21 protein-coding genes and 1 pseudogene are annotated in these 26475 nt (G+C 75.3%); 8 read left to right on the forward strand and 14 right to left on the reverse strand.

All coding sequences use genetic code 11. The annotated features are described in order from the left end of the window. The 3 genes from ACWENR_RS12145 to ACWENR_RS12155 all read left to right on the forward strand — a co-directional run. A partial coding sequence (locus tag ACWENR_RS12145) for a lytic murein transglycosylase (RefSeq protein ID WP_452277037.1) occupies positions 1–1475 on the forward strand: 1475 nt, incomplete at its 5' end. 72 nt (positions 1476–1547) lie between these two features. Beyond that, positions 1548–2564 (forward strand): GNAT family N-acetyltransferase, encoded by a 1017-nt coding sequence (locus ACWENR_RS12150; protein WP_452277071.1) that lies wholly within the window; start codon positions 1548–1550, stop codon positions 2562–2564. Between the two features lie 99 nt (positions 2565–2663). Continuing rightward, the gene (locus tag ACWENR_RS12155; RefSeq protein ID WP_452277038.1) at positions 2664–5942 is read left to right on the forward strand and encodes a lamin tail domain-containing protein; all 3279 of its coding nucleotides are present in this window, start codon (positions 2664–2666) and stop codon (positions 5940–5942) included. Between the two features lie 213 nt (positions 5943–6155). Here the strand turns inward: ACWENR_RS12155 and hemB are convergent, their stop codons facing one another. Genes hemB through ACWENR_RS12180 form a run of 5 tightly spaced genes read right to left on the reverse strand, consistent with a single transcriptional unit; the run spans position 6156 to position 11886 of the window. Further along, positions 6156–7139 carry a porphobilinogen synthase gene (gene hemB / locus ACWENR_RS12160; RefSeq protein ID WP_452277039.1) on the reverse strand — a complete coding sequence of 328 codons (984 nt, stop codon included), beginning with the start codon at positions 7137–7139 and terminating at the stop codon, positions 6156–6158. A gap of 22 nt (positions 7140–7161) precedes the next feature. Beyond that, positions 7162–8742, reverse strand: a complete 1581-nt coding sequence (locus ACWENR_RS12165) for a uroporphyrinogen-III synthase (protein ID WP_452277040.1) — start codon at positions 8740–8742, stop codon at positions 7162–7164. After that, complete coding sequence (gene hemC / locus ACWENR_RS12170) at positions 8739–9728, reverse strand: hydroxymethylbilane synthase (RefSeq protein ID WP_452277041.1); 990 nt, start codon at positions 9726–9728, stop codon at positions 8739–8741. Before hemC ends, ACWENR_RS12165 begins: the two co-directional genes overlap by 4 nt. Continuing rightward, positions 9725–11119 (reverse strand): glutamyl-tRNA reductase, encoded by a 1395-nt coding sequence (locus ACWENR_RS12175; RefSeq protein WP_452277042.1) that lies wholly within the window; start codon positions 11117–11119, stop codon positions 9725–9727. The genes hemC and ACWENR_RS12175 overlap by 4 nt, the downstream gene beginning before the upstream one ends. Next, on the reverse strand, positions 11116–11886 hold the full coding sequence (locus tag ACWENR_RS12180) for a redox-sensing transcriptional repressor Rex (RefSeq protein WP_452277043.1): 771 nt from the start codon (positions 11884–11886) through the stop codon (positions 11116–11118). The genes ACWENR_RS12175 and ACWENR_RS12180 overlap by 4 nt, the downstream gene beginning before the upstream one ends. Positions 11887–12286: 400 nt before the next feature. On the opposite strand from ACWENR_RS12180, the gene ACWENR_RS12185 reads away from it, so the two are divergent. Together ACWENR_RS12185 and ACWENR_RS12190 are read left to right on the forward strand one after the other, a co-directional pair. Beyond that, a complete protein-coding gene (locus tag ACWENR_RS12185; protein ID WP_452277044.1) occupies positions 12287–13588 on the forward strand; it encodes a sensor histidine kinase in 1302 nt (433 codons plus the stop codon). A gap of 25 nt (positions 13589–13613) precedes the next feature. Then, a complete protein-coding gene (locus tag ACWENR_RS12190; protein ID WP_452277045.1) occupies positions 13614–14267 on the forward strand; it encodes a response regulator in 654 nt (217 codons plus the stop codon). A 205-nt stretch (positions 14268–14472) separates the two neighbouring features. Here ACWENR_RS12190 and ACWENR_RS12195 read toward each other — a convergent pair whose 3' ends face one another. Genes ACWENR_RS12195 through ACWENR_RS12205 form a run of 3 tightly spaced genes read right to left on the reverse strand, consistent with a single transcriptional unit; the run spans position 14473 to position 17231 of the window. Further along, positions 14473–15123, reverse strand: coding sequence for an HAD family hydrolase (locus tag ACWENR_RS12195; RefSeq protein ID WP_452277046.1), 651 nt, complete (start codon positions 15121–15123; stop codon positions 14473–14475). Positions 15124–15145: 22 nt separating this feature from the next. Next, positions 15146–15397 (reverse strand): glutaredoxin family protein, encoded by a 252-nt coding sequence (locus ACWENR_RS12200; RefSeq protein ID WP_452277047.1) that lies wholly within the window; start codon positions 15395–15397, stop codon positions 15146–15148. Further along, positions 15390–17231, reverse strand: a complete 1842-nt coding sequence (locus ACWENR_RS12205) for an AMP-binding protein (protein ID WP_452277048.1) — start codon at positions 17229–17231, stop codon at positions 15390–15392. Before ACWENR_RS12205 ends, ACWENR_RS12200 begins: the two co-directional genes overlap by 8 nt. 596 nt (positions 17232–17827) lie before the next feature. Between ACWENR_RS12205 and ACWENR_RS12210 the strand changes: the two genes are divergently transcribed. The 3 genes from ACWENR_RS12210 (at position 17828) to ACWENR_RS12220 (ending at position 20918) form a co-directional block, all read left to right on the forward strand. Continuing rightward, positions 17828–18775 (forward strand): ECF subfamily RNA polymerase sigma factor, BldN family, encoded by a 948-nt coding sequence (locus ACWENR_RS12210; protein WP_452277049.1) that lies wholly within the window; start codon positions 17828–17830, stop codon positions 18773–18775. A 286-nt stretch (positions 18776–19061) separates the two neighbouring features. Continuing rightward, positions 19062–19931, forward strand: a complete 870-nt coding sequence (locus ACWENR_RS12215; RefSeq protein WP_452277050.1) for a DUF5667 domain-containing protein — start codon at positions 19062–19064, stop codon at positions 19929–19931. A gap of 111 nt (positions 19932–20042) precedes the next feature. Beyond that, positions 20043–20918 (forward strand): HAD family hydrolase, encoded by an 876-nt coding sequence (locus ACWENR_RS12220; protein WP_452277051.1) that lies wholly within the window; start codon positions 20043–20045, stop codon positions 20916–20918. A 63-nt stretch (positions 20919–20981) separates the two neighbouring features. Here ACWENR_RS12220 and ACWENR_RS12225 read toward each other — a convergent pair whose 3' ends face one another. From ACWENR_RS12225 to ACWENR_RS12250, 6 genes and pseudogenes are all read right to left on the reverse strand, one after another. After that, positions 20982–21839: a lysophospholipid acyltransferase family protein gene (locus ACWENR_RS12225; protein ID WP_452277072.1), complete on the reverse strand. Its 858-nt coding sequence runs from the start codon at positions 21837–21839 to the stop codon at positions 20982–20984. 308 nt (positions 21840–22147) lie between these two features. Further along, on the reverse strand, positions 22148–23221 hold the full coding sequence (locus ACWENR_RS12230) for an NAD-dependent epimerase/dehydratase family protein (RefSeq protein WP_452277052.1): 1074 nt from the start codon (positions 23219–23221) through the stop codon (positions 22148–22150). A 119-nt stretch (positions 23222–23340) separates the two neighbouring features. Beyond that, a complete protein-coding gene (locus tag ACWENR_RS12235) occupies positions 23341–23442 on the reverse strand; it encodes a 30S ribosomal protein bS22 (protein WP_007465623.1) in 102 nt (33 codons plus the stop codon). A 216-nt stretch (positions 23443–23658) separates the two neighbouring features. After that, complete coding sequence (locus ACWENR_RS12240) at positions 23659–23868, reverse strand: helix-turn-helix domain-containing protein (RefSeq protein WP_007465625.1); 210 nt, start codon at positions 23866–23868, stop codon at positions 23659–23661. A 377-nt stretch (positions 23869–24245) separates the two neighbouring features. Further along, a pseudogene (locus ACWENR_RS12245) lies at positions 24246–24386 on the reverse strand (ABC transporter ATP-binding protein); the annotation flags it as partial. 279 nt (positions 24387–24665) lie between these two features. Continuing rightward, entirely contained in the window at positions 24666–25919 is a 1254-nt protein-coding gene (locus ACWENR_RS12250) for a hypothetical protein (RefSeq protein ID WP_452277053.1), read from the reverse strand. Between the last annotated feature and the right edge of the window lie 556 nt (positions 25920–26475).

Consider the following 26475-nt stretch of genomic DNA (forward strand, 5'->3'; position numbering starts at 1 on the left):
CCCGGGCGGCCGGCCCGGCCCCGGCGGTCGCCCCCGGGCGGGCCGCCGACGAGGCGAAGCCCGCCGGCACGCCCACGGGCCCGGCGAAGCCCGCCGACACCACCGGCACGCCCGCAGCAGCAGGCGCGCCCGCCGACGAGGCGAAGCCCGCCGACAGGCCCACGGGCCCGGCGAAGCCCGCCGACACCACCGGCACGCCCGCCGCAACCGGCGCACCCGCCGACCCGGCCAAGGCCGCTGGCACGCCCACCGACGCGGCGAAGCCCGGCGACGCGGCCAAGCCCGCTGGCACACCCACCGACGCGGCGAAGACCGGCGACGCGGCCAAGCCCGCCGGCACACCCACCGACGCGACGAAGACCGGCGACACGACAAAGGCCGGCGACACGGCCACCGACACGACGAAGGCCGGCGGCACGGCCACCGACACGACGAAGGCCGGCGGCACGGCGAAGGCCGGCGGCTCCGGGGACGGTTCCGCCGGGTCGACGCCGGCGGGCGGGGCCGACCTCGCGACGACGAAGGTCGACGTGCCCGCCGACCGAGCGGCCACGCGGGCGCGGCGGCGTCGGGTGCCGTTCGCGCACGCCGTACGCCTGCCGCCGCACCGGATGGCGGCGACCGCGGTCCGCGCGACCCGGGACTGGTCGCGGCGGCCCAGCGGGCGGCTGACCCTGCCCGGGGTGTTCCTGCTGGCGCTGGTCGCGGCGACCGCCGCGGCGGGGGCGCTGCTGGTGCCGGCGACGGCCCGCGCGCCCCGCCCGGTCGCCGACGCCGCCTCCGTCACGCCGACCGGGGCCCCGCAGGATCCGCTGCCCGGCGGGCTGCCGCTGCCCACCGAGACGGTTCCGCCGCTCGGCACGGTGCCGACCGGTCCCGCCGGCGGCGGGGTGACCACGGGCCGGCCCTCCGACGCCCTCGCCGGCTGGGCCGCCGAGGTCGGCCCGAAGGTCGGCATCTCGCCGGTCGCCATGCAGGCGTACGGCTACGCCGAGCTGGTGCTCGCCCAGACCAACCGCAGTTGCGGCCTGAGCTGGACCACGCTGGCGGCGATCGGCTTCGTCGAGTCCGGGCACGGGCAGGCCAACAACGCCCGGCTCGGCCAGGACGGCAAGGCGCTTCCGGAGATCATCGGTCTGCCGCTGGACGGGCAGGGCAACCGGATGCGGATCCCCGACACCGACGGCGGCCGGCTGGACAAGGACACCACCTTCGACCGGGCGATCGGGCCGATGCAGTTCATCCCGACCACCTGGCAGGAGATCGGGGCGGACGCCGACAACGACGGCGTCAAGGACCCGCACGACCTGGACGACGCCGCCCTCGCCGCCGGCAACTACCTCTGCAAGGGCGGCCGGAACCTGACCATCCCGGCCGACTGGTGGAACGCCATCCTGTCCTACAACGACGTCCGCCAGTACGCCCAGGACGTCTTCGACACCGCCAACCGCTACGGGCAGGCCAGCCGCACGTGAAGTGATCGTCCGCATACATTGGAGAACTGGACACTTCCCCCGGGCAGCCGTTACCGGCAAGCTAGACAGGTGATGGTGCGCGAGTGGGACCCCAGGACCGCGTCGTCCGCCGAGATCGCGTCGCTGCTGGACACGCTGAACGCGGTCCTGGCGACAGATCTGCCGCGGGATCCGCCGTGGCGGGAGAGCTCCCTGCGGGAATACCTCTCCGAGGTCATGCCCGGCGAGCGGCGGATCTGCTGGGTCGCCCAGGCGGGGCCGACCGCCGACGGGCCGCCGGGGGCGATCCTCGGCCAGGTGAACGTGCTCCTGCTCGGCGACATCGGCGTGCTGGAGGTGCTGGTGCACCCCTCGCAGCGGCGCAGCGGGCTCGGCCGTGACCTCGTCCTGGTCGCCGCCCGTCGGGTCTACCAGGAGGGCTTCCGGTCGATCGGGGTGGAGGTGGTCGGCGACACGCCGGCCGTCGCCTTCTACGAGTCGCTCGGCTTCTCCAAGGAATACGTCGAGACCCGCAGCGTGCTCGAGCTGTCCGGGGTGGACTGGGCCGAGCTGGCCGAGATGGCCACCGGCATCGGCGCGGGCTACCACCTGGAGTTCTGCCCCGGCGGCCCGCCGGACGACCTGATCGAGGCGTACGCCCGGGCCAAGGCCGAGGTGCGCGACGTCGACGACGGCGACCTGCGCCCCAGCTCCTACGACCCGCAGCGGCTGCGGGACAGCCTGGACTGCCTGCACCGGCGGGGCATGAAGCCCTACATCGTGCTCGCCCGCCACGAGCAGACCGGGGAGGTGGCCGGCCTGACCGAGGTGGTGGTGCCGGCCCAGCATCCCACCCGCGCCGACCAGTACGACACCATCGTCGTGCAGGACCACCGGGGCTACGGCATCGACCGGGCGATCAAGGCCCGGATGCTGCTGGAGCTGCGCTCGGCGGAGCCGGAGCTGACCGAGGTGCAGACCTGGAACGCGCAGGCCAACGAGGCCATGCTCAAGGTCAACGCCGAGCTGGGCTACCGTCCGGACCGCGAGTGGTGCGAATACAGCGTCGACGTGGCAGAGCTGGTGCACCGTCTCGACGCCGGGCGTTGACCGGAGAGTTCACCAAACGCCTCCGGTGGGGGATGGACGGGGGTCGGCAACGCCCCTTAACGTGCGTTAGTTCCCCCGTCCACCCATCGTGGAGGCCTCATGCGCCCGCGCCGCACCCTTGCCGCGCTCGCGACCGCCACCGCCGCCGTAACCGTGGCGGCTGTCGGCGTCGCACCCACCGCGGCCAGCGCCGCGCCCACCGACCTGTTCATCTCGGAGTACGTCGAAGGCTCGTCGAACAACAAGGCGATCGAGCTGTTCAACGGCACCGGCGCCGCCGTCGACCTGGCCGCCGGCGGATACCAGCTCCAGCTGTACTTCAACGGCTCCACCACTGCGACGAACCTGGCGCTGACCGGGACCGTCGCGGCCGGCGACGCCTTCGTCCTCGCCTCCGCCTCGGCCGCGGCCGGGATCCTCGACCGGGCCGACCAGACCACGACCGCAAGCCTGTTCAACGGCGACGACGCGATCGTGCTGCGCCGGGGCGGCACCGTGCTCGACTCGATCGGCCAGGTCGGCGTCGACCCGGGCACCGAGTGGGGCACCGGCGTCACCAGCACCGCCGACAACACGCTGCGCCGGTCGGCCGCCGTGACCGCCGGCGACACCGACCCTTCCGACGCGTTCGACCCGGCCGCCCAGTGGGTCGGCTTCCCCGTCGACACGTTCGACGGGCTCGGCGCGCACACCGTCGACGGGGGCGGCCCCGTCGACGCGCCGGCGACCCTCACCTGCGGCCCGGCCCTGGTGACCCCGGCCGGCACGGCGGCGACCCGGGAGGTCACCGCCGTCGACCCCGACGACCGGATCGTCGACGTGGCGGTCACCTCGGTCAGCCCGACCCCGGCCGCCGGCTCCGTCAGCCGCACGGCCGTCACCCCCGCCGACGCGGTCGGCGGCACCGCCCGCGCCACGGTGGGCGCGAGCGCCGACCTGGCCGCCGGGGCGTACACCGTGGTGGTGACCGCGACCGACGCGGACGGCGACACCGCCACCTGCACCCTGGCCGTGCAGGTCACCCGGGAGCTGACCGTCGGCGAGGTGCAGGGCCCGACCACCGACGGCGAGTCCGGGCCCGCCGACCGGTCCCCGCTCGCGCCGGCGTCCGGCAACGGGACCAGCAGCACGCTGTACGACGTGCGCGGCGTGATCACCCAGCGCACCCTGGCCCGCGACTCGTCGGGCCGGGACCAGCACGGCTTCTTCCTGCAGAGCCGTTCCGGCGCGACCGACGGCGACCCGACCAGCTCGGACGGCATCTTCGTCTTCATGGGCTCGTTCACCTCGCTGATCGGCGGCTACGTGCCGACGGTCGGCGACGAGGTGGTGCTGCGCGCCCGCGTCTCGGAGTACTACAACTTCACCCAGCTCTCCGGCGCGTCGCTGGTCCGCAAGCTCGCCTCCGGCGTCGACGTGGACGCCGAGGTCGAGGTGGCCGACGCGGTGCCGCCGGTCGAGGTGGCCGACGCGCAGCGGTTCTGGGAGCGGCACGAGGGCGCCCGGCTGCGGGTGCGGGCCGGCAGCGGCGCGGTGAGCGGCCGCAACGTCTTCGCCTCCACCGCCGACGGCGAGATCTTCGTGATCGATCGGGACGACCCGCTGCTGGACCGCGCCGACCCGTACGCCCGCCGCGTGTTCCGGGACGCGCACCCGCTGGACAACGACCCGACCCGCCGCTTCGACGACGGCAACGGCCAGCGCATCCTGCTCGGCAGCATGGGCGTCAAGGGCGCCACGGGCGACAGCGGCGCGCTGCTCCCGCCCGCGCGCACCTTCGACACGCTGACCGCCGACGCGGTCGGCGGGCTCTACTACTCGTTCGAGAAGTACGGCGTGCAGGTCGAGCAGGCCGCGTTCACCGGCGGGGCCGACCCGTCGGCGAACCACCCGCCGCAGCCGGCCAACCGGTCGGAGGAGCTGGCGGTCGCCACCTACAACGTCGAGAACCTGTACGACTACCGCGACGACCCGTTCGACGGCTGCGACTTCGCCGGCAACGCCGGCTGCACCGGGGTGCGCCCGCCGTTCGACTACGTCCCGGGCAGCGAGCAGGAGTACCGCGAGCAGCTCGCCGCGCTGGCCGACCAGATCACCACCGACCTGCACTCGCCGGACCTGATCCTGGTGCAGGAGACCGAGGACCAGGACATCTGCTCGGTCTCGGGCGGCCAACTGGTCTGCGGCACCACGGACGACGCGGACGGCGCGCCGGACAGCCTGCAGGAGCTGGCGCTGACGATCGCGGCCAACGGCGGCCCGGCCTACGCCGCCGCGTACGACCGCAGCGGCGCGGACGCGCGGGGCATCACCGCGGCGTTCCTGTACCGCACCGACCGGGTCTCGCTGGCCGAGGCGACCGCCGGCGACCCGCTGCTGGGTTCGGCGCCGACGGTGGCGTACCGGGGTGCGGGCCTGCCGGGCAACGCCGACGTGCAGAACCCGAAGGCGCTCAACGCGGTGCTCCCCGCCGACGTGGACACGTCCACCGGCAAGGACGGCAACAACGTCTTCACCCGCGCCCCGCAGCTCGGCAGGTTCACCGTCGCCGCGGCGCCCGGGTCCACCGAGCGGTACACGCTGTGGGCCGCCAGCAACCACTACTCGTCGGGGCCGGACAGCCGGGTCGGGCAGCGCCGGGAGCAGGCCGCGTACGGCGCCGCGATCGTCACCGCCATCGAGGCGGCGGACCCGCACGCGCGGGTGGTGTACGGCGGGGACCTGAACGTCTTCCCCCGCCCCGACGACCCGATCGCCACCGCGGACCAGCCGACCCCGTCGGACCAGCTCGGGCCGCTCTACGCCGCCGGCCTGCGCAACCTCTGGGACGACCTGCTCGCCGACGCGCCGTCGTCCGCCTACTCGTACAGCTTCGAGGGGCAGGCGCAGACGCTGGACCACCTGTTCGTCAACGGCGCGCTGCATCGGGACCTGGTGCAGATGCGGGCGGCGCACATCAACGCCGACTGGCCGGCCGAGCACGCCGGTGACGGCACGCGCGGCTCCAGCGACCACGACCCGCAGGTGGCCCGGTTCCGCTCGCGGGCGGCGCTGAGCGTCGCCGACGTGTCGGTGGTCGAGGGCGACAAGGGCACCCGGCAGCTCGCCTTCACCGCCACCGTGTCCCGGCCGCTGTCCCAGCCGGTGCTGCTCTGCGCCACCACGTACGGCACCACGGCCCAGGCCGGCGCCGACTACGACCCGTACGTCGGTTGCAAGGTCCTCGCGGCCGGGCAGACGTCGGTGGTGTTCCCGGTGACCGTGCGCGGTGACCGGAAGCGGGAGGCCGACGAGAAGCTGACGCTGCTGGTGGCCGGCGTGCCGGGGCTGCGCCTCGCCGACCCGGTCGCGGTGGGCACCATCACCGACGACGACTGACGTCGCCCGACGGTCCGTTCCGACGGTCCGCCGGCCGGGGAGCACCGGGCCGGCGGACCGTCGCCGTTCACGGCCCCGGCTCACGGCCTCTTTCGACCGGCGCGGCCGGGCACCGGGGGTGCGGGCCTCGGTTGACCGGCGCGGCCGGGCACCGGAGGTGCGCGACCGGACGCCACCGGGCGGCCGGGCCGGCAGGCGGCACCGGCGGGACGGTCAGTAGCGCTGGCGGAGCAGCTGGGCGGCCTCGACCGCCCAGTAGGTGAGGATGATCTGCGCGCCGGCCCGCCGGATCGAGGTCAGCGTCTCCAGCATGATCCGCTCGCGGTCGATCCAGCCGTTCGCGGCGGCGGCCTCGACCATGGCGTACTCGCCGGAGACCTGGTAGGCGGCGACCGGGACGTCGACCGCCGCGCGGACCGCCGACACCACGTCGAGGTACGGCAGCGCCGGCTTGACCATCACCATGTCGGCGCCCTCGGCGACGTCCAGCTCGACCTCGCGCAGCGACTCGCGCAGGTTCGCCGGATCCTGCTGGTAGGTGCGCCGGTCGCCCTCCAGCGCCGACTCCACCGCCTCGCGGAAGGGGCCGTAGAAGGCCGAGGCGTACTTGACGGCGTAGGCCAGCACCGCCACGTCCTGGTGGCCGGCGGCGTCGAGCGCCCCGCGCACCACGCCGACCTGGCCGTCCATCATCCCGGACGGCCCGACCACGCCGACCCCGGCGGCGGCCTGGGCCACGGCCATCTCGGCGTACGCCGTGAGCGTGGCGTCGTTGTCCACCTCGCCGCCGGGGGTGAGCAGGCCGCAGTGCCCGTGCGAGGTGAACTCGTCCAGGCAGAGGTCGCTCATGACGACCGTGGCGTCGCCCACCTCGGCCACGACGTCACGGATCGCGACGTTGAGGATGCCGCCGGGGTCGATCCCGCCGGACCCGGTGGCGTCCCGCCGCTCCGGCACCCCGAAGAGCATGATGCCGCCGACGCCCGCCTCGACCGCCTCGGCGGCGGCCTTGCGGAGCGAGTCCCGGGAGTGCTGGAGCACCCCCGGGAGCGACGCGATCGCCCGCGGCTCCGTCAGCCCCTCCTTGACGAACATCGGCACGACCAGCTCGGCCGGGTCGACGCGGGTCTCGGACACCAGCCGCCGGATCGCCGGGTTGCGGCGCAGCCGGCGGGGCCGGATCTCGGGGTACGGCATCACGGGCCTCCTGCTACGACGACTACCGGAACCTCAGGGCGGTCGGCCCCTGCACCTTCGAGCCGCGGCGCTGCTTCGCCGGCATGGCGGCGAGCTTCTCGCGCAGCTCGACGGCGTAGGCGGCGAGCGACTCGACCAGGTCGGGGACCGAGGCGTGCGGCGGCTGGACGTCGACCCGCAGGCCGAACTCCGTCGCGGTCTCCGCCGTCTTGGGCCCGATCACCGCAACAACGGTACGCGCGTGCGGCTTCCCCGCGATGCCGACCAGGTTCCGGACGGTGGAGGACGAGGTGAAGAGCACCGCGTCGAAGCCGCCGGACTTGATCGCGTCGCGGATCTCGGCGGGCGGCGGAGCGGCGCGCACCGTGCGGTAGGCGGTGACGTCGTCGACCTCCCAGCCCCGCTCGGTGAGCCCGGCGGCGAGGGTCTCGGTGGCGATGTCGGCGCGCGGCAGCAGCACCCGGCCGACCGGGTCGAGGATCTCGTCGTGCGGCGAGAACTCGGCCAGCAGCCCTTCGGAGGACTGCTCGCCCGACGGGATCAGCTCGGGCTGGATGCCGAACGCGCGGACCGCGTCGGCGGTCGCCTCGCCGATGCAGGCGATCTTGACGCCGCCGAAGTGCCGGGCGTCCAGGCCGTGCTCGGCGAACTTCTCCCAGACCGCCCGGACCGCGTTGACCGAGGTGAAGATCACCCAGGCGTACCGGCCGTCGACCAGGCCCTTGACCGCCCGCTCCATCTGCGCCGGGGTGCGCGGCGGCTCGACCGCGATCGTCGGCACCTCGCACGGGATGGCCCCGTACGCGCGCAGCCGGGCGCTCATCACGCCGGCCTGCTCCTTGGTGCGGGGCACGAGGACCTTCCACCCGTACAGCGGGCGGTTCTCCCACCAGCTCAGCTTGTCCCGCTGGCCCACGCCCTCGCCGACGGTGAGCACCACGCGGCCGGTGAAGCCGAGCGCCGCCGCGACGAAGGAGTCCACGGTCGACGTGGTGGTGTACTGCGTCTCGCCGGTGCCGTCCCCGGTCACCCCGACGCCGGTGGCCCCGTCCACCCCGGCGGCGAGCAGCCCGTCCCGGATCGCGGCGAGGTCGCCGGCGTCCACGGCCAGCGCGAGCGAGCCCCGGCCGACGGCCGCGGCGAGCGCGTCGAAGTCGAGCGTGCTGACGTCCTCGACGTCGGCCGCCGTGCGTACGCCCGGCAGCGGCACGCCGGCGTAGGTCGCCACGCCCTCGGCCTGGCCGACGCCCGGCACCACCTCGAAGTGCGCGGCGGTACGCGCGACCGCCTGCACCTCCCGGACCACCGAGTCGTGGCCGAACGGGTCTCCGGCGACCAGGTGCACCGCGTTCAGCCCGGACCGGGCCGCCGAGATCAGCACCTTCGCCACGTCACCCGGCGCGCCCTCCGCCGGGGTGAACTGGGCGTCGGACCTGGCCTGGGCGCGGACGGCGTCGAGCAGCGACTCGGGGACTCCCCGGTCGTACACCACCTGGTCGGCGTCGACCAGGGCGTCGTGCGCCCGGCGGGTCAGCAGGCCCGGGTCGCCGGGACCGGCCCCGACGAACGCGATACGGCCTACGGGCTTACGGGTGCGGGTCATTCTGTGCTCCCAAATTGCTGGGTCCCCGGGCCGGCGTGTCCTTCTTGGCCGAGGATCGAGTCGGCGCCGAGGTCGAGGAGTTCGGCGGCGAGTGCCTTGCCGATCTCCGCCGCGTCGGCGGGCGTTCCGGTGCGGGACAGCCGGAGGTCTCTCGTCCCGTCCGTGCTGATCACCGCCCCGCGCAGGTAGATCTCCTCGCCGGTGCCGCCTTCCGAGCCGGTTGGCTCGCCTTCGGCGATGACGGCGTAGGCGGCGACCGGAGCGGAGCATCCGGCCTCCAGGGTGGCCAACAGCGCCCGCTCCGCGACGACCGCGGCGCGGGACGGCGCGTGGTCGAGCAGGGTGAGCAGCTCCACCATGTCGGTGTCGTCGACCCGGCACTCCACCGCCAGCGCGCCCTGGGCGGGGGCGGGCAGCATCAGCATCGGATCGAGCGTCTCGGTGATGACGTCGGTCCGCCCGAGCCGGGCCAGCCCGGCCCGGGCCAGGACGACCGCGTCCAGATCGGCCTCCGGCCCGAGCACCCGCGCGAGGCGGCTGTCGACGTTGCCGCGGATCGGGGTGACCTCCAGCTGCATCCCGAGGGCGTGCAGCTGGGCGGTGCGGCGCAGCGCGCCGGTGCCCACCCGCGCGCCGGGCGGCAGCTCGGCGAGCGTCCGGCCGTCGCGGGCGACCAGCGCGTCCCGCGGGTCCTGTCGCGGCGGCACCGCCGCGACGTGCAGCCCCGGGGGCACCGCGGTGGGCAGGTCCTTGTAGGAGTGCACCGCGAAGTCGATGGTGCCCGCGGTCAGCGCGTCACGCAGCGCGGAGACGAAGACGCCGACGCCGAGCCGGTGCACCGGCGCGGTGGAGCGGTCGCCGGCGGTGACCACCTCGACCAGTTCGACCGGGCGGCCGGTGGCCGCCGTCAGTGCCTCGGCGACGTGGCCGGACTGCGCCATCGCCAGTTTGCTGCCCCGGGTACCGAGGCGCAGGGGCGTGCTCATCGCTCACCTCCGGTGGGCGGGACGTCGGCCGGGCCGGCCGACGGCGGGAAGTCGGCGAGACCGAACAGTGGCACGACGTCGTCGTCCACGACGTCGGGGACGCTGTCGACCGGTGACGTCTGCGGCACCTGGAGGTCGAACAGCTCGCGCAGCAGGGCCGCGTACTGGTCGCCGCCGGGCTCGGCGGCGAGCTGGCGGACCCGCACGGTGGGCTGGTGCAGCAGGCGCTGGACCACCCGGTGCACCGTCCGGGCGACCTCGGCGCGCTGGTCGTCGGTGAGGTCCGGGCGGCGCTGGGCGAGCCGGCGCAGCTCGGCGGTGACCACGTCGTCGGCGCGGCCGCGCAGGGCGGCCACGGTCGGCGCCACGTCGGCCCCGCGCAACCAGGTGAGGAAGGCGTCGACCTCGCCGACCACGATCCGCTCGACGGCGGCGGCGTCGGTGGCGGCGGGGCCGTCGGCGAGCAGCGTCGCCATCCGGTCGATGTCGATCACCTCGACGCCGGGCAGCTCGGCGACGCCGGCCTCCACGTCGCGCGGCACCGCGAGGTCGAGCAGGACCAGCGGCCCCCGGCCGGGGTCGCGCCCGGCGAGCGCCCGGCCGACCACCTCGCGGGTGAGGACCGCCTCGGTGGCCGCCGTGGCGGCGACTACTATGTCCACTGTGGAGAGCGCCGTGGTCAGCTCCGCCATGGGCGTCGCGCTGGCGCCGTACGCCTCGGCCAGCCGGACGGCCCGGTCGGCGCCCCGGTTGGTGACGGTGAGCGGCCCGGCGCCCAGCCGGGACAGCGTGGCGACGCCCAGCGAGCCCATCGCCCCCGCCCCCACCACGAGGGCCGGGCGGCCGGCCAGGTCACCGTCGAGGTGGCCGGCGGCCAGCTCCAGCGCGGCGGTCACCACGCTCTGGCCGGCCCGGTCGATGCCCGTCTCCGCGTGGGCCCGCTTGCCGACCCGCAGCGCCTGCTGCATCAGCTCGTGCAGCAGGCGACCGGCCGTGTCGGCCCCGGTCGCCGAGTGGTAGGCGTCGCGGAGCTGGCCGAGGATCTGGGCCTCGCCCACCACCATCGAGTCGAGCCCGGCGGCGACCCGGAAGACGTGGTCGACCGCGGCGGCGTCGAAGTGCACGTAGAGGTGGTTGGCGAGCGCGGCGGGCTGGCAGCCGGCCTGGTCGGCCAGCACCGCGCAGATGTCGCCGAGGCCGCCGTGGAAGCCGGACACGGCGGCGTAGACCTCCACCCGGTTGCAGGTGGAGACGAGCACGGCCTCGGTCACGTACGGCTGGGCGACCAGGCGGTCCAGGGTGCGGGTGAGGTCTGCGGGCGGGACCGCGAGCTGCTCCAGCGTGGCGACGGGAGCGGTGCGGTAGGACGCGCCGACGACGAGCAGTTTCACGTGCCGATCGCCTCCTGGGTGTCGGTGACCGCGAGCCCGCCCGGCAGGGCCGTGAGGGCGGACCCCCCGGTGGCGGGGAGCGCGGTCAGCGATGCCTTGCGGTGCTCGTGGAAGGACAGGATCTGCAGCTCTATGGCGAGGTCGACCTTGCGCACGTCGACCCCTTCCGGAACCGAGAGTACGCACGGGGCGAAGTTGAGGATGCTCGTCACACCGACCGCCACGAGCTGGTCGGCGACGGCCTGGGCGGCCGGTGCCGGGGTCGCGATCACGCCGATGGCGATCGACTCCTCGGCGGCGACCCGGGGCAGCTCGTCGACGTGCCGGACGACCAGCCCGTTGATCTCCTCGCCGACCCGTTCCGGGTCCGCGTCGAAGAGGGCGGCGATGCGGAAGCCACGGCTGGCGAAGCCGTCGTAGCCGGCCAGGGCGTGACCGAGGTTACCCACGCCGACCAGGGCGACCGCCCGGCGCTGGGTGAGCCCGAGCACGAACTCGATCTGGTCGACCAGCAGCGCCACGTCGTAGCCGACGCCGCGCGTGCCGTAAGACCCGAGGTGTGAGAGATCCTTGCGCAGCTTGGCGGAGTTGACGCCCGCGGCGCTGGCCAGCCCCTCGCTGGAGACTGTCTCGTGGCCGGTTTCGGCGAGGTTGTGCAGGGCACGGAGGTATTCGGGGAGCCGCGCGACGGTCGCCTCGGGCAGGTCCGGGAGCGCCGGTACGGCACCGGCGCGACCGGGCGCGCCAGGGTGACGGTGCTGACTCATGAGACTCCGTGCGGTGCGATCCTCGGCCAGCTCCAGCGGCCGGCCGTTTCGGGACTCCCGCTGGCGACCGAGAATGCCGGCTGTGCTAGCAGGGCGCGTCGGAACTACAGAGTAGGCGCTTGTGAAGGCGTGCACAAATCGCGATCTTGACAGCTCGCGACGCGGCTTCACCTGGCCCTCCATTCCGCAAGATCGATCCAGCGGCCTCCGCCGGCGCCGCTCGGCGATTATTGCTCAATTACGACTTCTCTGACCAATCGCGCGAGCGCGGCTCGCCGCCGATTACGTCACGTCGGTGACGGCGGCGCCGCCGACCACCGTCGCGGTAGGGACAGCCCTACGCCGGAGAGGCCGGCCGACGGGATGGGTCCGCCACCCCCGCGCTGCCTAGCCTCGTGGCATGACCGCCGTACCCGCCGCCGTCGACCAGCCCGTGCCGGCGCCGACCATCTCCCGACAGCTCCTCCTGGACTCCGGCTACGTGCTGCTCGGCCTCCCGCTGGCGCTGGCCAGCTTCGTGGTCCTGATCGTCGGCCTCGCCGCCGGCCTGGGGCTGGTGGTGACGGTGATCGGCCTGCCCGTCCTCAGCGGCACCCTGTACGCCGCCCGGGGGCTGGCCGACATCGAGCGGCTGCGCCTCCCCGCCGTCCTGCGCCAGTCCCGGATCCGCCCGCAGTACCGGCTCCCCGAGCCCGGGGCGAGCGCCTGGCGGCGGATCTTCGTGCCGATGGGGGACGCGCAGTCCTGGCTCGACCTGGCGCACGGCATCCTCAAGCTGATCGTGGCCATCATCACCTTCGTGGTCACGCTGGTCTGGTGGGCCGGCGCGGTCGCCGGCACGCTCTACTGGGCGTACGACTGGGCGCTGCCGCACGGCGACCCGGAGGACGTCGGCCTCCCCCAGCTCCTCGGGCTGGGCAACTCGACCGTCGCCCGGATCGGGCTGCACACCGCGATCGGGCTGTTCTTCCTGATCACCCTGCCGATCGTGGCCCGTGGCTGCGCGCTGCTCCAGGCCGGCTTCGGCCGGGCCATGCTCACCGGGGTGGCCGAGATGCGCAACCGGATCACCGTGCTGGAGGAGCAGAAGCGGGCCGCCGTCTCGGCCGAGGCGAGCGCGCTGCGCCGGCTGGAGCGGGACATCCACGACGGGCCACAGCAGCGCCTGGTCCGCCTCGCCATGGACCTCAGCCGGGCCCGCCAACAGCTCGCCACCGACCCGGACGCCGCCGGGCGCACCCTGGACGAGGCGGTCACCCAGACCCGGGAGACGCTCGCCGAGCTGCGCGCCCTGTCCCGGGGCATCGCGCCGCCGATCCTGGTCGACCGGGGCCTGCCCAGCGCGCTGGCGGCGCTGGCCGGGCGCGGCCTGATCCCGATCGAGCTGCGGGTCGACCCGGAGCTGGCCAGCCCCGCCGGCCGGCTCGACCCGGCCGTGGAGAGCACCGCGTACTTCGTCGTCGCCGAGGCGCTGACCAACGTCGCGAAGCACAGCCGGGCGACCGAGTGCCAGGTCACCGTGGCCCGCCGCGACGGGCTGCTGGAGGTCGGCGTCGGCGACGACGGCCAGGGCGGCGCCCACCTGGCCAAGGGGCACGGGCTGGTCGGCATCGCCGACCGGGTCCGCGCCGCCGGTGGCCGGCTCTCGGTGACCAGCCCGACGGGCGGGCCCACCGAGATCCGCGCCGAACTCCCGCTGTGATCCGGACGTGGTAGACATCGGGACCATGCGGATCGTGATCGCGGACGACGCCGTCCTGCTCCGGGAAGGGCTGGTCCGGCTGCTCAGCGAGGGGGGCCACGAGGTGGTGGCCGCCGTCGCCGACGGCGAGGCGCTGGTGGCGGCGGTGGTGACGCACCGGCCGGACGTGTCGATCGTCGACGTCCGGATGCCGCCCTCGCACACCGACGAGGGGCTGCGCGCGGCGGTCGAGGCCCGCCGGCTGGTGCCCCGCACCCCGATCCTGGTCCTCTCCCAGTACGTCGAGGTGTCGTACGCCGACGACCTGCTCGCCACGACCGGCGGCGGCGGGGGCGGGATCGGCTACCTGCTCAAGGACCGGGTGGCCGCGATCGACGAGTTCCTCGACGCGCTGGACCGGGTGGCCGCCGGCGGGACGGTGCTCGACCCCGAGGTGGTCGGCCAGCTCTTCGCCCGGCGCCGCCGCGACGACCCGCTGCGCGAGCTGACCCCACGCGAACGGGAGGTGCTCGGCCTGATGGCCGAGGGCCGCTCGAACACGGCGATCGCCCGGACCCTGGTCGTCACCGACGGCGCCGTGGAGAAGCACGTGCGGAACATCTTCACCAAGCTCCGGCTGCCGCCCGACACGGAGCAGCACCGCCGGGTGCTGGCCGTCCTGGCCTACCTGCGCAACTGACCCTGGCCCGGCGCGTCGCGGGTCCCGGGCGGCGTCCCTGGCCCTGGCCCGGCGGCCCGGCCCTGGCCCGGCGGCCCGGCCCCGGAACAGCGGCCCGGCCCCGCAACAGCGGCCCGGCCGCGCAACGGCAGCCCGGCCCCGGCGGCAGCCCGGGCGACGGCGGCGGCCCGGCGACGGCAGCCCCCGCCCGGCCCGGCGGTCGAGGTCAGGACACGGCGGCGGCCAACGTCACCGCCTCGGTGAGCGTGTCGGCGACCGGGTGGCCGGAGGCGCGCAGGCGGGCCGGGTCGGTGAACCCGCCGGTGTAGAGGACCGCCCGACCGCCCACGGAGAGGGCCGCGTCGGCGTCGTCGATGGAGTCGCCGATCAGCACCACGTCCCGGCCGTCCACGCCCAGCTCGGCCAGGTGCGCCCGGAGGGATTCGGCCTTGCGGTCGCCGCCGACGGTCGCCCGCAGCCCGTCCACCCGGACGAAGTGCCCGCTCAGCCCGTACGTCCGCACGGTCGGCACCAGCTCCTCGTGGAACCACATCGACAGCAGGGACTGGCTGCCCGGCCACGCCGCCATCGCCACCGTCGCGTCGTGCGCCAGCTCGCAGGTGGTCAGCCCGTTCCGGTACGCGTCGTGGAAGATCCGGTCCAGCCGGCCGAACTCTTCGTCGTCGACCGCCTGGCCGAGCACCTCGGCGTAGTAGTCGGCGATCGGGCGGCGGAATCTGACCCGGTGCTCGTCGGCGGTCACCGACGGACCGCCGACGCTGGCGAAGGCCGCGTTGGTGGAGGCGACCACCAGATGGAGGTCGTTGAGCAGGGTGCCGTTCCAGTCCCAGACCAGGTGGGGGCGCGCAGAGGTCATCGCAGCACCCTAACGGGCGGCCCTACAGCTGCGGGGTGGTCAGGTCCCGCAGCAGCCGCTCCTCCTCCACCCGCCAGTAGCCGTGCTCCTTGCCGTCGAGCAGCACCACCGGCAGGCGGTCGCCGTACTCGCGTTCCAGCTCGATGTCGTCGGTGACGTCCTTCTCGGTCCACCGGTCCCCGGTGACCGCCACCACCCGGTCCAGCGCGGCCTTGGCGTCCTCGCAGAGGTGACAGTCGGGTCGGGTGATCAGGGTGAGTCGGGGCTCACGCATCGGTCTCCTCCGTCGTGCTGGTGTCGGCCGGGGCCGGCGGGCGGTTCTCCGGCGACGCCGCCGGGGACGGCGCCGGGGCCGCCGGGGGCGACGCCGGCCGGAGCAGGGTCTTGCGTACCTTGCCGATCACCGAGTGCGGCAGCTCGTCGACGAACTCGACGGCCGTCGGACACTTGAACCGGGCCAGGTTGCGGGCGCAGTGGGCGAGCAGTTCCTCGCCGGTGACCGAACGCCCCGGCGCCGGCACCACGTACGCCCGGACAGTCTCGCCGCTCCGCGGATGCGGCACACCCAGTACCGCCGACTCGGCCACGCCCGGGTGGGCGGAGAGCACCAGCTCCACCTCGCGCGGGTAGACGTTGAACCCGTTGACCAGGATCAGCTCGCCGATCCGGTCGACCAGGAAGAGGTCGCCGTCGGAGTCGGCGTACCCGACGTCGCCGGTGGCCCACCAGCCGTCCGCGTCCGGGCCGCCCCGGCCGTCGGGCCAGTAGCCGGCGAACAGGTTCGCGCCGCGCACGACGATCTGCCCCGGGTCGGTGCCCGGCGCGAGGTCGGAGAGGTCCAGCTCGTCGGCGTCGTCGTCCGGCTCGGGCACGCCGTCGCGCCACAGGTCGGCCCCGTCCGTGGCGACCAGGCGCAGCTCCACGCCGGGCAGCGGGCGGCCGATCGAGCCGGGCTTCGGCTCGCCGCCGACCAGGGTGGAGGTGAGCACCGGCGCGGTCTCGGTCAGGCCGTACCCGACGTGCACCGGGTGCCCGGTGGCCTCGGTGAAGCGCGCCGCGACGGCCGGCTCCAGGGGCGCCGCGCCGCAGACCACCAGGCGCACCGACGCCATCGCCGCGGCGAGCGTGTCGGCGTCCGCCGTGGACCAGGCGGCGACCATCGACGGTACGCCCACCAGCACGCCGGCCCGGTGACGGGCGATCTCGGCCAGCCCGGCGTCGGGGCCGGGCTCGTCGACCAGCAACCCGGTCGCGCCGTGGTGGACGACCGCCCCGAGCCCGGAGTTGAGCCCGTACGCGTGGAACAGCGGCAGCGCGAGCAGCACGGTGTCGCCCGGGCCCACGACCGGCGGGTCGATGCGGCCCACCTGCTCGTGGTTGGCCGCCAGCGCCCGGTGCGTGAGCATCGCGCCCTTCGGCCGACCTTCGGTGCCGGAGGTGTAGAGCAGCACCGCGAGGTCGTCGCCGCCCCGGCGCGGGAACTGCGGGTGGCCGTGTCGCCGCAGCTGTCCCGGCTGCTCGGACTGGCCCCCGCCGTCGGCCGTGGGCGGGGCGTCGTACACGGCGGTGAGCGCGGGCAGCTCCCCGGCGACGCCGGCCACGAGGTCCCGGACGCGCCGCGTGCCGATCAGCACCGAGGCGCCGGAGTCGGCCAGCACGTGCCGCAGCTCGGGGGCGGTGAGGCCGGGGTTCACCGGCACCGCCACCAGCCCGGCGCGCAGCGCGGCCAGGTAACCGACCACGAAGTCCGGCGTGTTGCCCAGCGCGATCGCCACCCGGGGCGGGTGCCGGTCGACGGCGGCGGACCGCCCCACGGCACCGCCGGTCACGTCCGCCAGGGCACCTACGGACGGCCCCACCGCACCGCCGGCCCCGTCGCCGGTCACGTCCGCCCGGGCGCCGCCGACGGACGGTCCCACCGCACCGCCGGCCCCGTCGCCGGTCAGGTCGGCGAGCGCCCGGGCGGCCTTCGTCACGGAGGCGTCCAGTTCGGACCAGGTCATGGTCCGCTCGCGCCAGTGCAGCGCGGCTCGGTCGCCGTGGGCGACGGCCGCCCGGCGGAGCCGGTCGGCGAGGTTCGACGCGGTGCTGTCGGTTGCGTCCTGCACGGTGGCTGAGTCTGGCACAGCACCGGGGCGCGGGCCATGCCCCCGCGACGCTTCCCGGGTGGACGGGGCAGCCACAGGGGCCGGCGGCGCCGAGTCCCGCCGGCAGGACGATCCGCAGGGGACCGACGCAACGGATCAGTCCCGTCAACGGGACACGCCGGCACGCCCCACGGGGCCGGGCGGTCCTCTGTCGACCCTCGGGCCGCGGCACCCTCCCGCGTCGACCCGCGTGGCCGCTGACCTGGAAATACATTCACGATCACGCCGGGATTCGAAAGTCAACCGCACACGACGGACAACGGGTCCGCCAGTTGTGCGACGCCGCGGGAAATACTTCCGCCCTGTGTAACGGACTTGCCACGCGCGGGTGACGTTGGCCCTATCATCACTCGGGTCGGCTCACCCCATTTGCCGTGAGTCGACACCCCTCAGCCCGAGGAGGCCCCCGTGCCTGTGAGCGCATTGGACCAGCACCTCAAGGGGATCTGCCGCCCGTCGGCACACCCCGAGCCAGCCCTGCCCGGCCGCCCCGGCCCGGGCGCGGCACCGACGCGCCGACCCGCGCGACCGGTCGCCGGCGGAACGGAGGCGGCGCGGTGACCACCTTCGGCTACGCGGAACGACCACTCGGCCTGCACACTCCGGCCAGCCGCGCCCCGGTCAACGAGCGGCCGGCCGCGCGCAGCCCGCTGGACGACACGGGCAGCCTGACGGGCCGGAGCGACGGCGCGTCCAGCCGGACCCGCCACCGGCCGCACCACAACGAGCCGCCGCCACGCCCCGCGACGCCGGGGGGCAACGCCAGCCCCGCTGGCAGCCGGGTCGCCGCGCCGGCCCGGCCCACCATGCCGGCGCAGGGCCGCCGCACGACGGAACAGTCGACGACGTCGGAGGAGACGGCGGTCATCCCGGCGGTGCCGGCGGCTGCCGCCGCCCCCCTCACCTCGACGGGCTACCCCAGCCGGCCGGACCCGTCCGACCCGGCGACGGAGGTCTGGGCCCTGGTCGAGCGCGCCCAGGCCGGCGAGTCGGAGGCGTTCGGGCTGATCTACGACAGGTACGTCGACACCGTGTTCCGGTTCGTCTACTTCCGGGTCGGCAACCGCCAGCTCGCCGAGGACCTCACCTCCGACACGTTCCTGCGCGCCCTCAAGCGGATCGGCAGCTTCACCTGGCAGGGCCGGGACCTCGGCGCGTGGCTGGTCACCATCGCCCGCAACCTCGTGGCCGACCACTTCAAGTCCGGCCGCTACCGCCTGGAGGTGACCACCGGCGACGTCCTGGACGCCGACCGGGAGGACCGGGGGCCCGAGGGCAGCCCGGAGGCGGCGGTCGTCGAGCACATCACCAACGTGGCCCTGCTCACCGCCGTCAAGCAGCTCAACCCGGAGCAGCAGGAGTGCATCGTGCTCCGCTTCCTCCAGGGGTTCTCCGTGGCCGAGACGGCCCGCGCGATGGGCAAGAACGAGGGCGCGATCAAGGCGTTGCAGTACCGCGCGGTGCGGGCGCTGGCCCGGCTGCTGCCCGACGGCTTCCAGCCGTAGTCCCGTGCGCGGTACCGACCGTCGTCGATCCACGTCCGCCCGGCCCGGCGCCGCCTCCGGCCCGTGACGGCAATCACTTTCCGTGATTTCGGCCCCGCCGGCCCCGTAACCCATGCCTGGTTCGGACCGTTTCTCCGGGTGCGACCGGTGGTAGCCCCGGCAACCCCCGGGCCTCCAGGTCCACGGCGCGGCCGGCCACGGCGTACGTCCGTGGCGTCACGCCGTCACCGGTCGCTGGCGAAGACAGCGGCCGACCGGCCGTGACCAGCGAGAGGAGGTGCCTGCGGTGGACAGCGACCTCTTCTCCCGTCGGCGCGCGGAGCGCTTCGCGCAGCTTCTCGACGAGGCCAACGGCGGCCGACGACACCACGTCCGCTCCCGGGCCGACGACCAGCTCGCCGCGCTCGTCGCCGTCGGGCAGCGGCTCGGCGCCGCCCCGCCGGCCGTCGAGGTGGACCCCGAGTTCCGCACCGGGCTGCGCGCCATGCTGCTGGCCACGGCCGAACGCGAGGGCATCGGCACACCGGTCGCCGCCGCGGCGGAGCCGGCCGCCGCCGAGACCGGCCGCCGGCTGCTACCCGCCGTCACCGCCCGACGAGCCCGTGCCCGGGGCGCGATCCTGGTCGGCGTCGCGGCCGGCGCGATCGCCCTCTCCGGCATCTCCGCCGCGAGTGAGAACGCGGTCCCCGGTGACGCGCTGTACGGCATGAAGCGGTCGACGGAACGGGCCCAGCTCGCCCTCGCCAGCTCGGACATGAGCCGGGGCCAGCTCTTCCTGGACTTCGCCCGCACCCGGCTGGCCGAGGCCGCCGCGCTGCGCGGGGACCGGGGCGGCTACAGCGCCGTGCTGGACGACATGGACGCGGACACCCGACAGGGCGTACGCCTGCTGACCACCGCCGCGGTGCAGCGCTCCGACCCGGCGGCGCTGGACGCGGTCAACTCCTTCCTGACCGGGCAGCGGCAGGCGGTGGGCGGGCTGCTCGACGAGGGCAGCCGGGCCGACCGGGACCGCACCCGCCGCTCGCTGGCCCTGCTGGACGCGGTCCGCAAGCGCTCCGACGCCCTCCGGGCGGCGATCGCGTGCGGTCTGCCGGCCCCCGCCGGCAGCGACACCCTCGGCCCGACGCCGACCAGCTGTCCCGGCGACCGCTGACCAGGTCGGCGAGCCGTCCCCGCCACAGTTCACCCGCCGGGCGGTCGCCGGCAACCCGCGTCCGGATACCCTCGGCAGGCACACGTCGCGCCGGCAGCGGAGGGAGGTCGCGTGGCCCGCAGCCGAAAGGTGACGGTCAGCACCGACGCCCACGGGCACACCGCCGGCTGGGCGGAGACGGACCAGGCGCCGCTCACGCCGCCGCAGCCCGATCCGACCGCGGCGGCCTTCTTCGACGTCGACAACACGATGATGCAGGGCGCGTCGATCTACTGGTTCGCCCGCGGCCTCGCCGCGCGCAACTACTTCACCACCATGGACCTGGCCCGGTTCGCCTGGCAGCAGATGCGCTTCCGGGTGCTCGCCACCGAGCACGCCGGCGACATGTCGCAGGCCAAGGAGGCCGCGCTCGCGTTCATCGAGGGCTGGCGGGTGGACGACGTCGAACGCCTCGCCGAGGAGATCTTCGACGAGCTGATGGCGCCCCGGATCTGGGGCGGCACCCGCCGGCTCGCCCAGCAGCACCTCGACGCCGGCGAGCGGGTCTGGCTGGTCAGCGCCGCGCCGGTGGAGATCGGCCGGGTGATCGCCGCCCGGCTCGGCCTCACCGGCGCGATCGGCACCGTCGCCGAGGTAGTCGACGGGGCCTACACCGGCCGGCTGGTCGGCGACCTGATGCACGGCCCGGCCAAGGCCGAGGCGGTCACCCAACTCGCCTCGGTGGAGGGGCTCGACCTGGCCCGCTGCACCGCCTACAGCGACTCCAGCAACGACCTGCCGATGCTCTCCACGGTCGGCCGCGCGGTGGCGGTCAACCCGGACGCCGCCCTGTTCCGGGAGGCCCGCCAGCGCGGCTGGCAGGTACGCGACTTCCGCACCGGCCGCCGCGCCGTGAAGATCGCGGTGCCGTCCACCGCCGCCGCCGGGCTGCTGGCCGGGGCGGTCACGGCCGGGATGGCGCTGCACCGGCGTCGCCGCAACGGCTGAGCCGGCGGCCCGGGAGGCCGACGCGCGGACCGGATCCGGGTCGCGGCCCGCCGGCCGCCAGCGTCACGCGCCGAACGGGTCCGGGCGGCGTTCGAGCAGCCTGTGCAGGGTCTGCTGGATGGTCTCCCGCACCTGGTCGGCGAGGTTGAACACCACCAGCGGGTCGTCGGCGGAGTCCGTCAGGTGCGCGGTGGGGATCGGCGGGCAGAACTCGATCAGCCACTTGCTCGGCAGCGGCACCATGCCCAACGGCCCCAGCCACGGGAAGGTGGGCGTGACCGGGAAGTAGGGCAGCTTGAGCAGCCGCGCCAGGGGCTTGATGTCGGCGAGCATCGGATAGATCTCCTCGCCGCCGACGATGGCGACCGGCACGATCGGCGTGCCGGTGCGCAGCGCCGCCGAGACGAACCCGCCCCGGCCGAAGCGTTGCAGCTTGTAGCGCTCGGAGTAGAGCTTCCCGATGCCCTTGAACCCCTCCGGGAAGACGCCGACCAGCTCGCCGTTGCCGAGCAGCCGCTCGGCGTCCGGGTTGCAGGCGACCGTCCCGCCCGTCTTGCGGGCGATCTCGGAGACCACCGGCATCCGGAAGACCAGGTCGGCGCCGAGCAGCCGCAGGTAGCGGCGGGCCGGGTGCTGGTCGTGCAGGGCCGCCGACAGGATCAGCGCGTCCAGCGCCACGGTGCCGGAGTGGTTGCCGACCACCAGGCCGGCGCCCTCGGCGGGCACGTGCTCCAGGCCGGTGACCTCAGTGCGGAACCAGTCCCGGTAGAGCACCCGCAGCAGCGGGTGGAAGACCGCCTCGGTGATGTCGGGGTCGAAGCCGAACTCGTCGACCTCGTAGTCCCCGGACAGCCGGCGACGCAGGAACGCCAGCCCCTTGGCGACCCGCCGGTCCCAGTGGTCACCCGGCCGGTCCGGCACCGCCGGACCCGCCGCCCGACCGCCGGCCCCGCCAGCTTGACCCCCCGCCGGGCCGGCCGGCCCGCCGGCGGCGGAGGCCGGTGCGTCGCGCTCGTCGGCGGCGGTCGCCTCGTCGGGCCAGCGCCGCTGTCCGGCGGCGACCGGTTCGTCGGTCGCGGCGGTGTCCGGCTCGTTGGTGGCGGCACCCCGGGCCGGCTCGTCGGTCGTGGCGGCGCGGCGGTGTCCGTTCGCCCGCGCCGGCTCCGCGCTCGGCGCGGCGACGGTCAGCGGTACGTCGTACCGGCCGTCGCGCCGCTCCTCCCGCCCGCTCACGAGCGCTCCCGCACGGCGTCCCGGACCTGCCGGATGCCCTCCAGCACGAGGTGCTCGGCCACGGCCAACTGGTCGCGGGTCACCACGACGCCGCCGTGGTGCGCGCGGATGAAGTCGTCGAACGCGGCGGCGGTGGAGCGGGGCGTGAAGCCGTACTCCTGCTCCAGGCGGGTGGTGTCGACGACCCGGCCGTGCACGAAGAGGTCGACCTGGTCGAGGCCGTAGCGGCCGAAGCCGAGGTTGCGGGCGAACGCGACGGCCCCCGAGAGGCCGGGCTCCAGGACCGGCACGGCGATCCGGCCGGCCCGCCGGATCGCCTGCGAGAGGGAGAGCACGCCGGGGCCGGCCACGTTGTACGTCCCCGGGTGGTCCTCGACGATCGACCGGTGCAGCACCTCCAGCGCGTCGTCGAAGTGCAGGAACTGCAACCGGGGGTCGCGCCCGAACACGGTGGGCACCACCGGCTGGGAGAAGTAGCGGGTCAGCGTGGTGTCGGCGGTCGAGCCGATGAACGGCGCGAAGCGCAGCACGGTGGCGGTGACGTCGGGCCGCCGGCGGCGGAAGCCACGGACGTACCCCTCGATGTCGAGGATGTCGCGCCCGAAGCCGCCGCGCGGCACCTCGCGCGGCTCGGTCTCCTCGGTGAAGACCGCCGGGTCACGGAACGACGCCCCGTACGCGGCCGTCGAGGAACGGACGACGAGCTTGCGCAGCCGGGGCGCGCGCTGGCAGGCGGCGAGGAGCTGCATCGTACCGATGACGTTCTGTTCCTTCATCGCCCCGCGCCCGCCGTGCTGCGGATCGGGGGCGGTGACCAGGGCGAGGTGGACCACGGCGTCGACGTCGAGGTCGGCGAGGAGGCCACCGATCGAGCCGGCGTCGACGCGGACGCGCTCGACCCGGTCGAGCAGGTCGGTGAACTCGGCGCCCGGCTCCGGCGGGTCGACGCCGATGACGCGCTCGATGCGCGGGTCGGCGGCGAGCCGGGCGGCGACGTGCGCGCCGAGGTAGCGGCCGACCCCGGTCACGACGACGACCCCCGGGGCACCTGGGGTGCCACCGGGGGTCATGTCGCGCACCTCCCCCGGCAGGCGGGATCGAGCCGGGACATCCACGGCCTGATCACCTGAGCCTCCGAGGGTCGACAGTTGGCAAGTGACGACGGGTGCCGGGCAGCGCCCGGCCCCGGTCACTTGCCGAGACGGCGACGCTGGACGCGGGTCTTGCGCAGCAGCTTGCGGTGCTTCTTCTTAGCCATGCGCTTGCGGCGCTTCTTGACCACCGAGCCCATACGAAAGCCTTTCGATGCAACGTGCGGGGCGACCGGCTGACGCCACGGTGTGGCGCCGGCGGCCGCTTGCGGACAACGGACCGGACCAGCGGGGTAAGCGGCAGGGCACACCTGCGGTCACGGTCGGGGTCCAGGGTAGCCGGAGAGCGTCAGCAGGACCAACGCGCCCCCGTCGATGCCCGTCACGTCGCCCCCGACGGGCGGTCCGCCCGAGGGTCAGGCGGTCTCCTGAAAGGCGCCCCGCAGGTATTCGTGCACCGCGTGTTCGGGCACCCGGAACGACCTGCCGACCCGGACCGCGGTGAGCTCACCGCTGTGCACCAGGCGGTAGACCGTCATCTTCGACACCCGCATCACCGTCGCCACCTCGGCGACGGTGAGAAACTTGACCTCCGACAGCCGTCCGTCGGACTGCGACCCGGCCATGGCTCACCGACCCATCCCATGCCCGGCGCGTGCCACCGGACGGGATCCTCCCGCCCGGACCGGCGACGCGCGTGTTACCAGTACGGTAGCGGGGCGGCTGTGACCGGCGCGATCCCTTCGTACAACTGATCATGGTTCGGGCCGTTGTCCACCCGACCGGCTACGTCGTCGTCGAACCTGTTGCGCCCGGCGTCCGGTCGGTCCTCGCTCCGGCCCCGGTCGGCCCCCATTCGCCTGCGGCGCGGCCGTCAGGTCGGTTGCCGTTCGCTCGCCGGGCGGCCGTCGGGTCGGTTGCCGCCGGCCCGTGGCCCCGCCGTCCGGTCGGTCTCCGGCGCCGCCGCCGCGCTCGTCACCCGGTCCGCGCCCGGTGGCGGAAGGCGCCCGGTGGTTCCGGCGGCGCCACCGGAACCACCGGGCGGGTGCCCCGGGCCGCTTCCGGACGCGGACCGGGGCTCCGCGCTGGGAGCGGGCACCAGTGTGTCAGGTCGGTCGGCGACGCCCGACAGCGGTCGATCATGAATATCCCGGGCTGCGCCGTCGCCGGTCACCGCACCGCGGACGACCGCACCGCCGTCGGGCAACGGCCGGCGGGCGACGAGCGACGGTCAGCGGCCGGCGAGCGACGGGCAACGGGTGGCGGGCGGCGGGCAACGGGTGGCGGGCGGCGGCCAGGGGGCGGACGACGAGCGACCGCCAGCGGGCGGCGGGCGGCGACCAGCGGGCGGCGGGCGGCGGGCGGCGGGCGGCGGCCAACGGGGCGGCCCGTGATGGGCGACCGGGCACGCCGACGACCGCGCTCAGGCGGCCACGGCGCGGACGTACGCGACGCATTCGTCGTGCAGGACGCTCCACGGCTCGCCGAAGGTCGCCTCGCCGGCGTCGGCCAGCGGGCGGCGCTCGTGCACCACTGCCGCGAAGAAGGCCAGCAGCCGCTCCGGGCCGAACCGGTCGGCAAGGTGCCGGACAGCCAGGTAGGAGATCCCGTAGCTGCCGCTGACCCGGTCGGCCGGGGCGTCGTCGGCGGGGGTGAGACCGTCGAGCCGGCCGTCCCAGCCGCCCTTCGCCAGCCGCCGCACCTCGGTCAGCCCCTCGTACCGGTCGACCGGCTGGCCGTCCGCGCCGGCGTGTTCGGCCAGCCCCTCGACCAGCCACCAGGTGCCCTTGCCCGGGTAGCCCCGCTCGGGCAGCGAGGCGGCGTGGGTCAGCTCGTGCCGGAGCAGGTCGTCCACCCCGCCGGACGCCAGCCCGTCGGCGTTCAGCACCACCTCGTGATGGCCGCCGCCGACGGTGACCGCGTACCCGCCGGTCCACTGGGGACGGCCGCCGCCGTACCAGCGCTTCCACTCGGCGCGGCCCGCGTAGAAGATCCGGTACCGGTCCGGCTTCCGGTCGCCGACCGCGTACGCGTCCGCGACCGTGGCGGCCGCCTCGGCCTGGGCGAGCAGGCCCGGCAGCTTCCCGCGCAGGGCGGGGGTGGTGGCCACGAGGGTACGCGGGCCGACGGCGACGGCCAGTTCGCTGACCTCCCAGGGCCGGGTGCCGGCCTCAGCCGAACGGGACGGCTCGACGGCGAGCAGCCGGGGCCGCTCCTCCCCCGCCCGCCAGCGGGTGACGGTCAGCAGGCGGCTGGGCCGGCAGTCCGGCACGACGAAGCAGTACCGGAACTCGACCGGCAGCCGCCACTCGCCGGGCCGCCCCTCGACCGGGGTGGGCAGGTCGGTCGCGCCGGCCTGCCAGGTGGTCACCCGCAGCGCTCGCAGCGCGGCGTACCGGCGGCGCAGGTCCGGATGGGCGGCCGGCTCGGCGACGGCGAGGAAACCGGCCCGGTCCCCGCCGAGCAGGGCCGTCGACTGCCGGGCCAGTTCGGCCGTCATCCGCTCGCCGAGCTGGCGGGCGGCCTGCGTCGCGGGGTCGTCGGCGGCCGTACGGGACGGCAGCGGCCCCGCCCCGTGCCGCACCCGGTCGGCCAGCAGCGCCGTGGACAGGCCGCAGGCGAGCATCACCGCGACCGCCGCGACCGCCGCCCAGAACGGCCGAAGCCGCCCCGCCACCCGCCCGGGACGCCGCGCCGCCCCCTGACCGGGAACGACGGGCCCGACGAGGACTGATCCGACGGCCGCCGGACTGACCAAGGCCGAATCAACGGCCACCGGCCCAACCAAGGCTGAATCAACGGCCGTCGGCCCGACGGGCGCGGCCGACTCGACCACATCGGCTCCGGCCGACGCTGCGGACGGGACCGGCGCAACCACGTCGACTCCCGCCGGCACAACGGGCGGGGACGGCGCGGCCGGCACGGCGGACGGGGGCGACGCGGACGGCACAGCGGGCGGGGGCGACGCGGACGGCACAGCGGGCGGGGGCGACGCGGACGGCACAGCGGGCGGGGACTGCGCGGACGGCACAGCGGACGGGGACGACGCGGACGGCACGGCGGACGGGGACGACGCGGACGGCACGGCGGGCGGGGCTGGCGGGACCGGGCTGTTCGACAGTGGGTCCCGGGCGGGTCGCGCGGCGGACACCTCGGGGGCGGCCGGGGCCGGCACGTCGGCCGTCTGCCGGTGGCCGTCCAGCCCGGGCTTCCCGTCGCTCACCCGGCGAAGG

This window comes from Micromonospora sp. NPDC004336, from assembly GCF_053602615.1.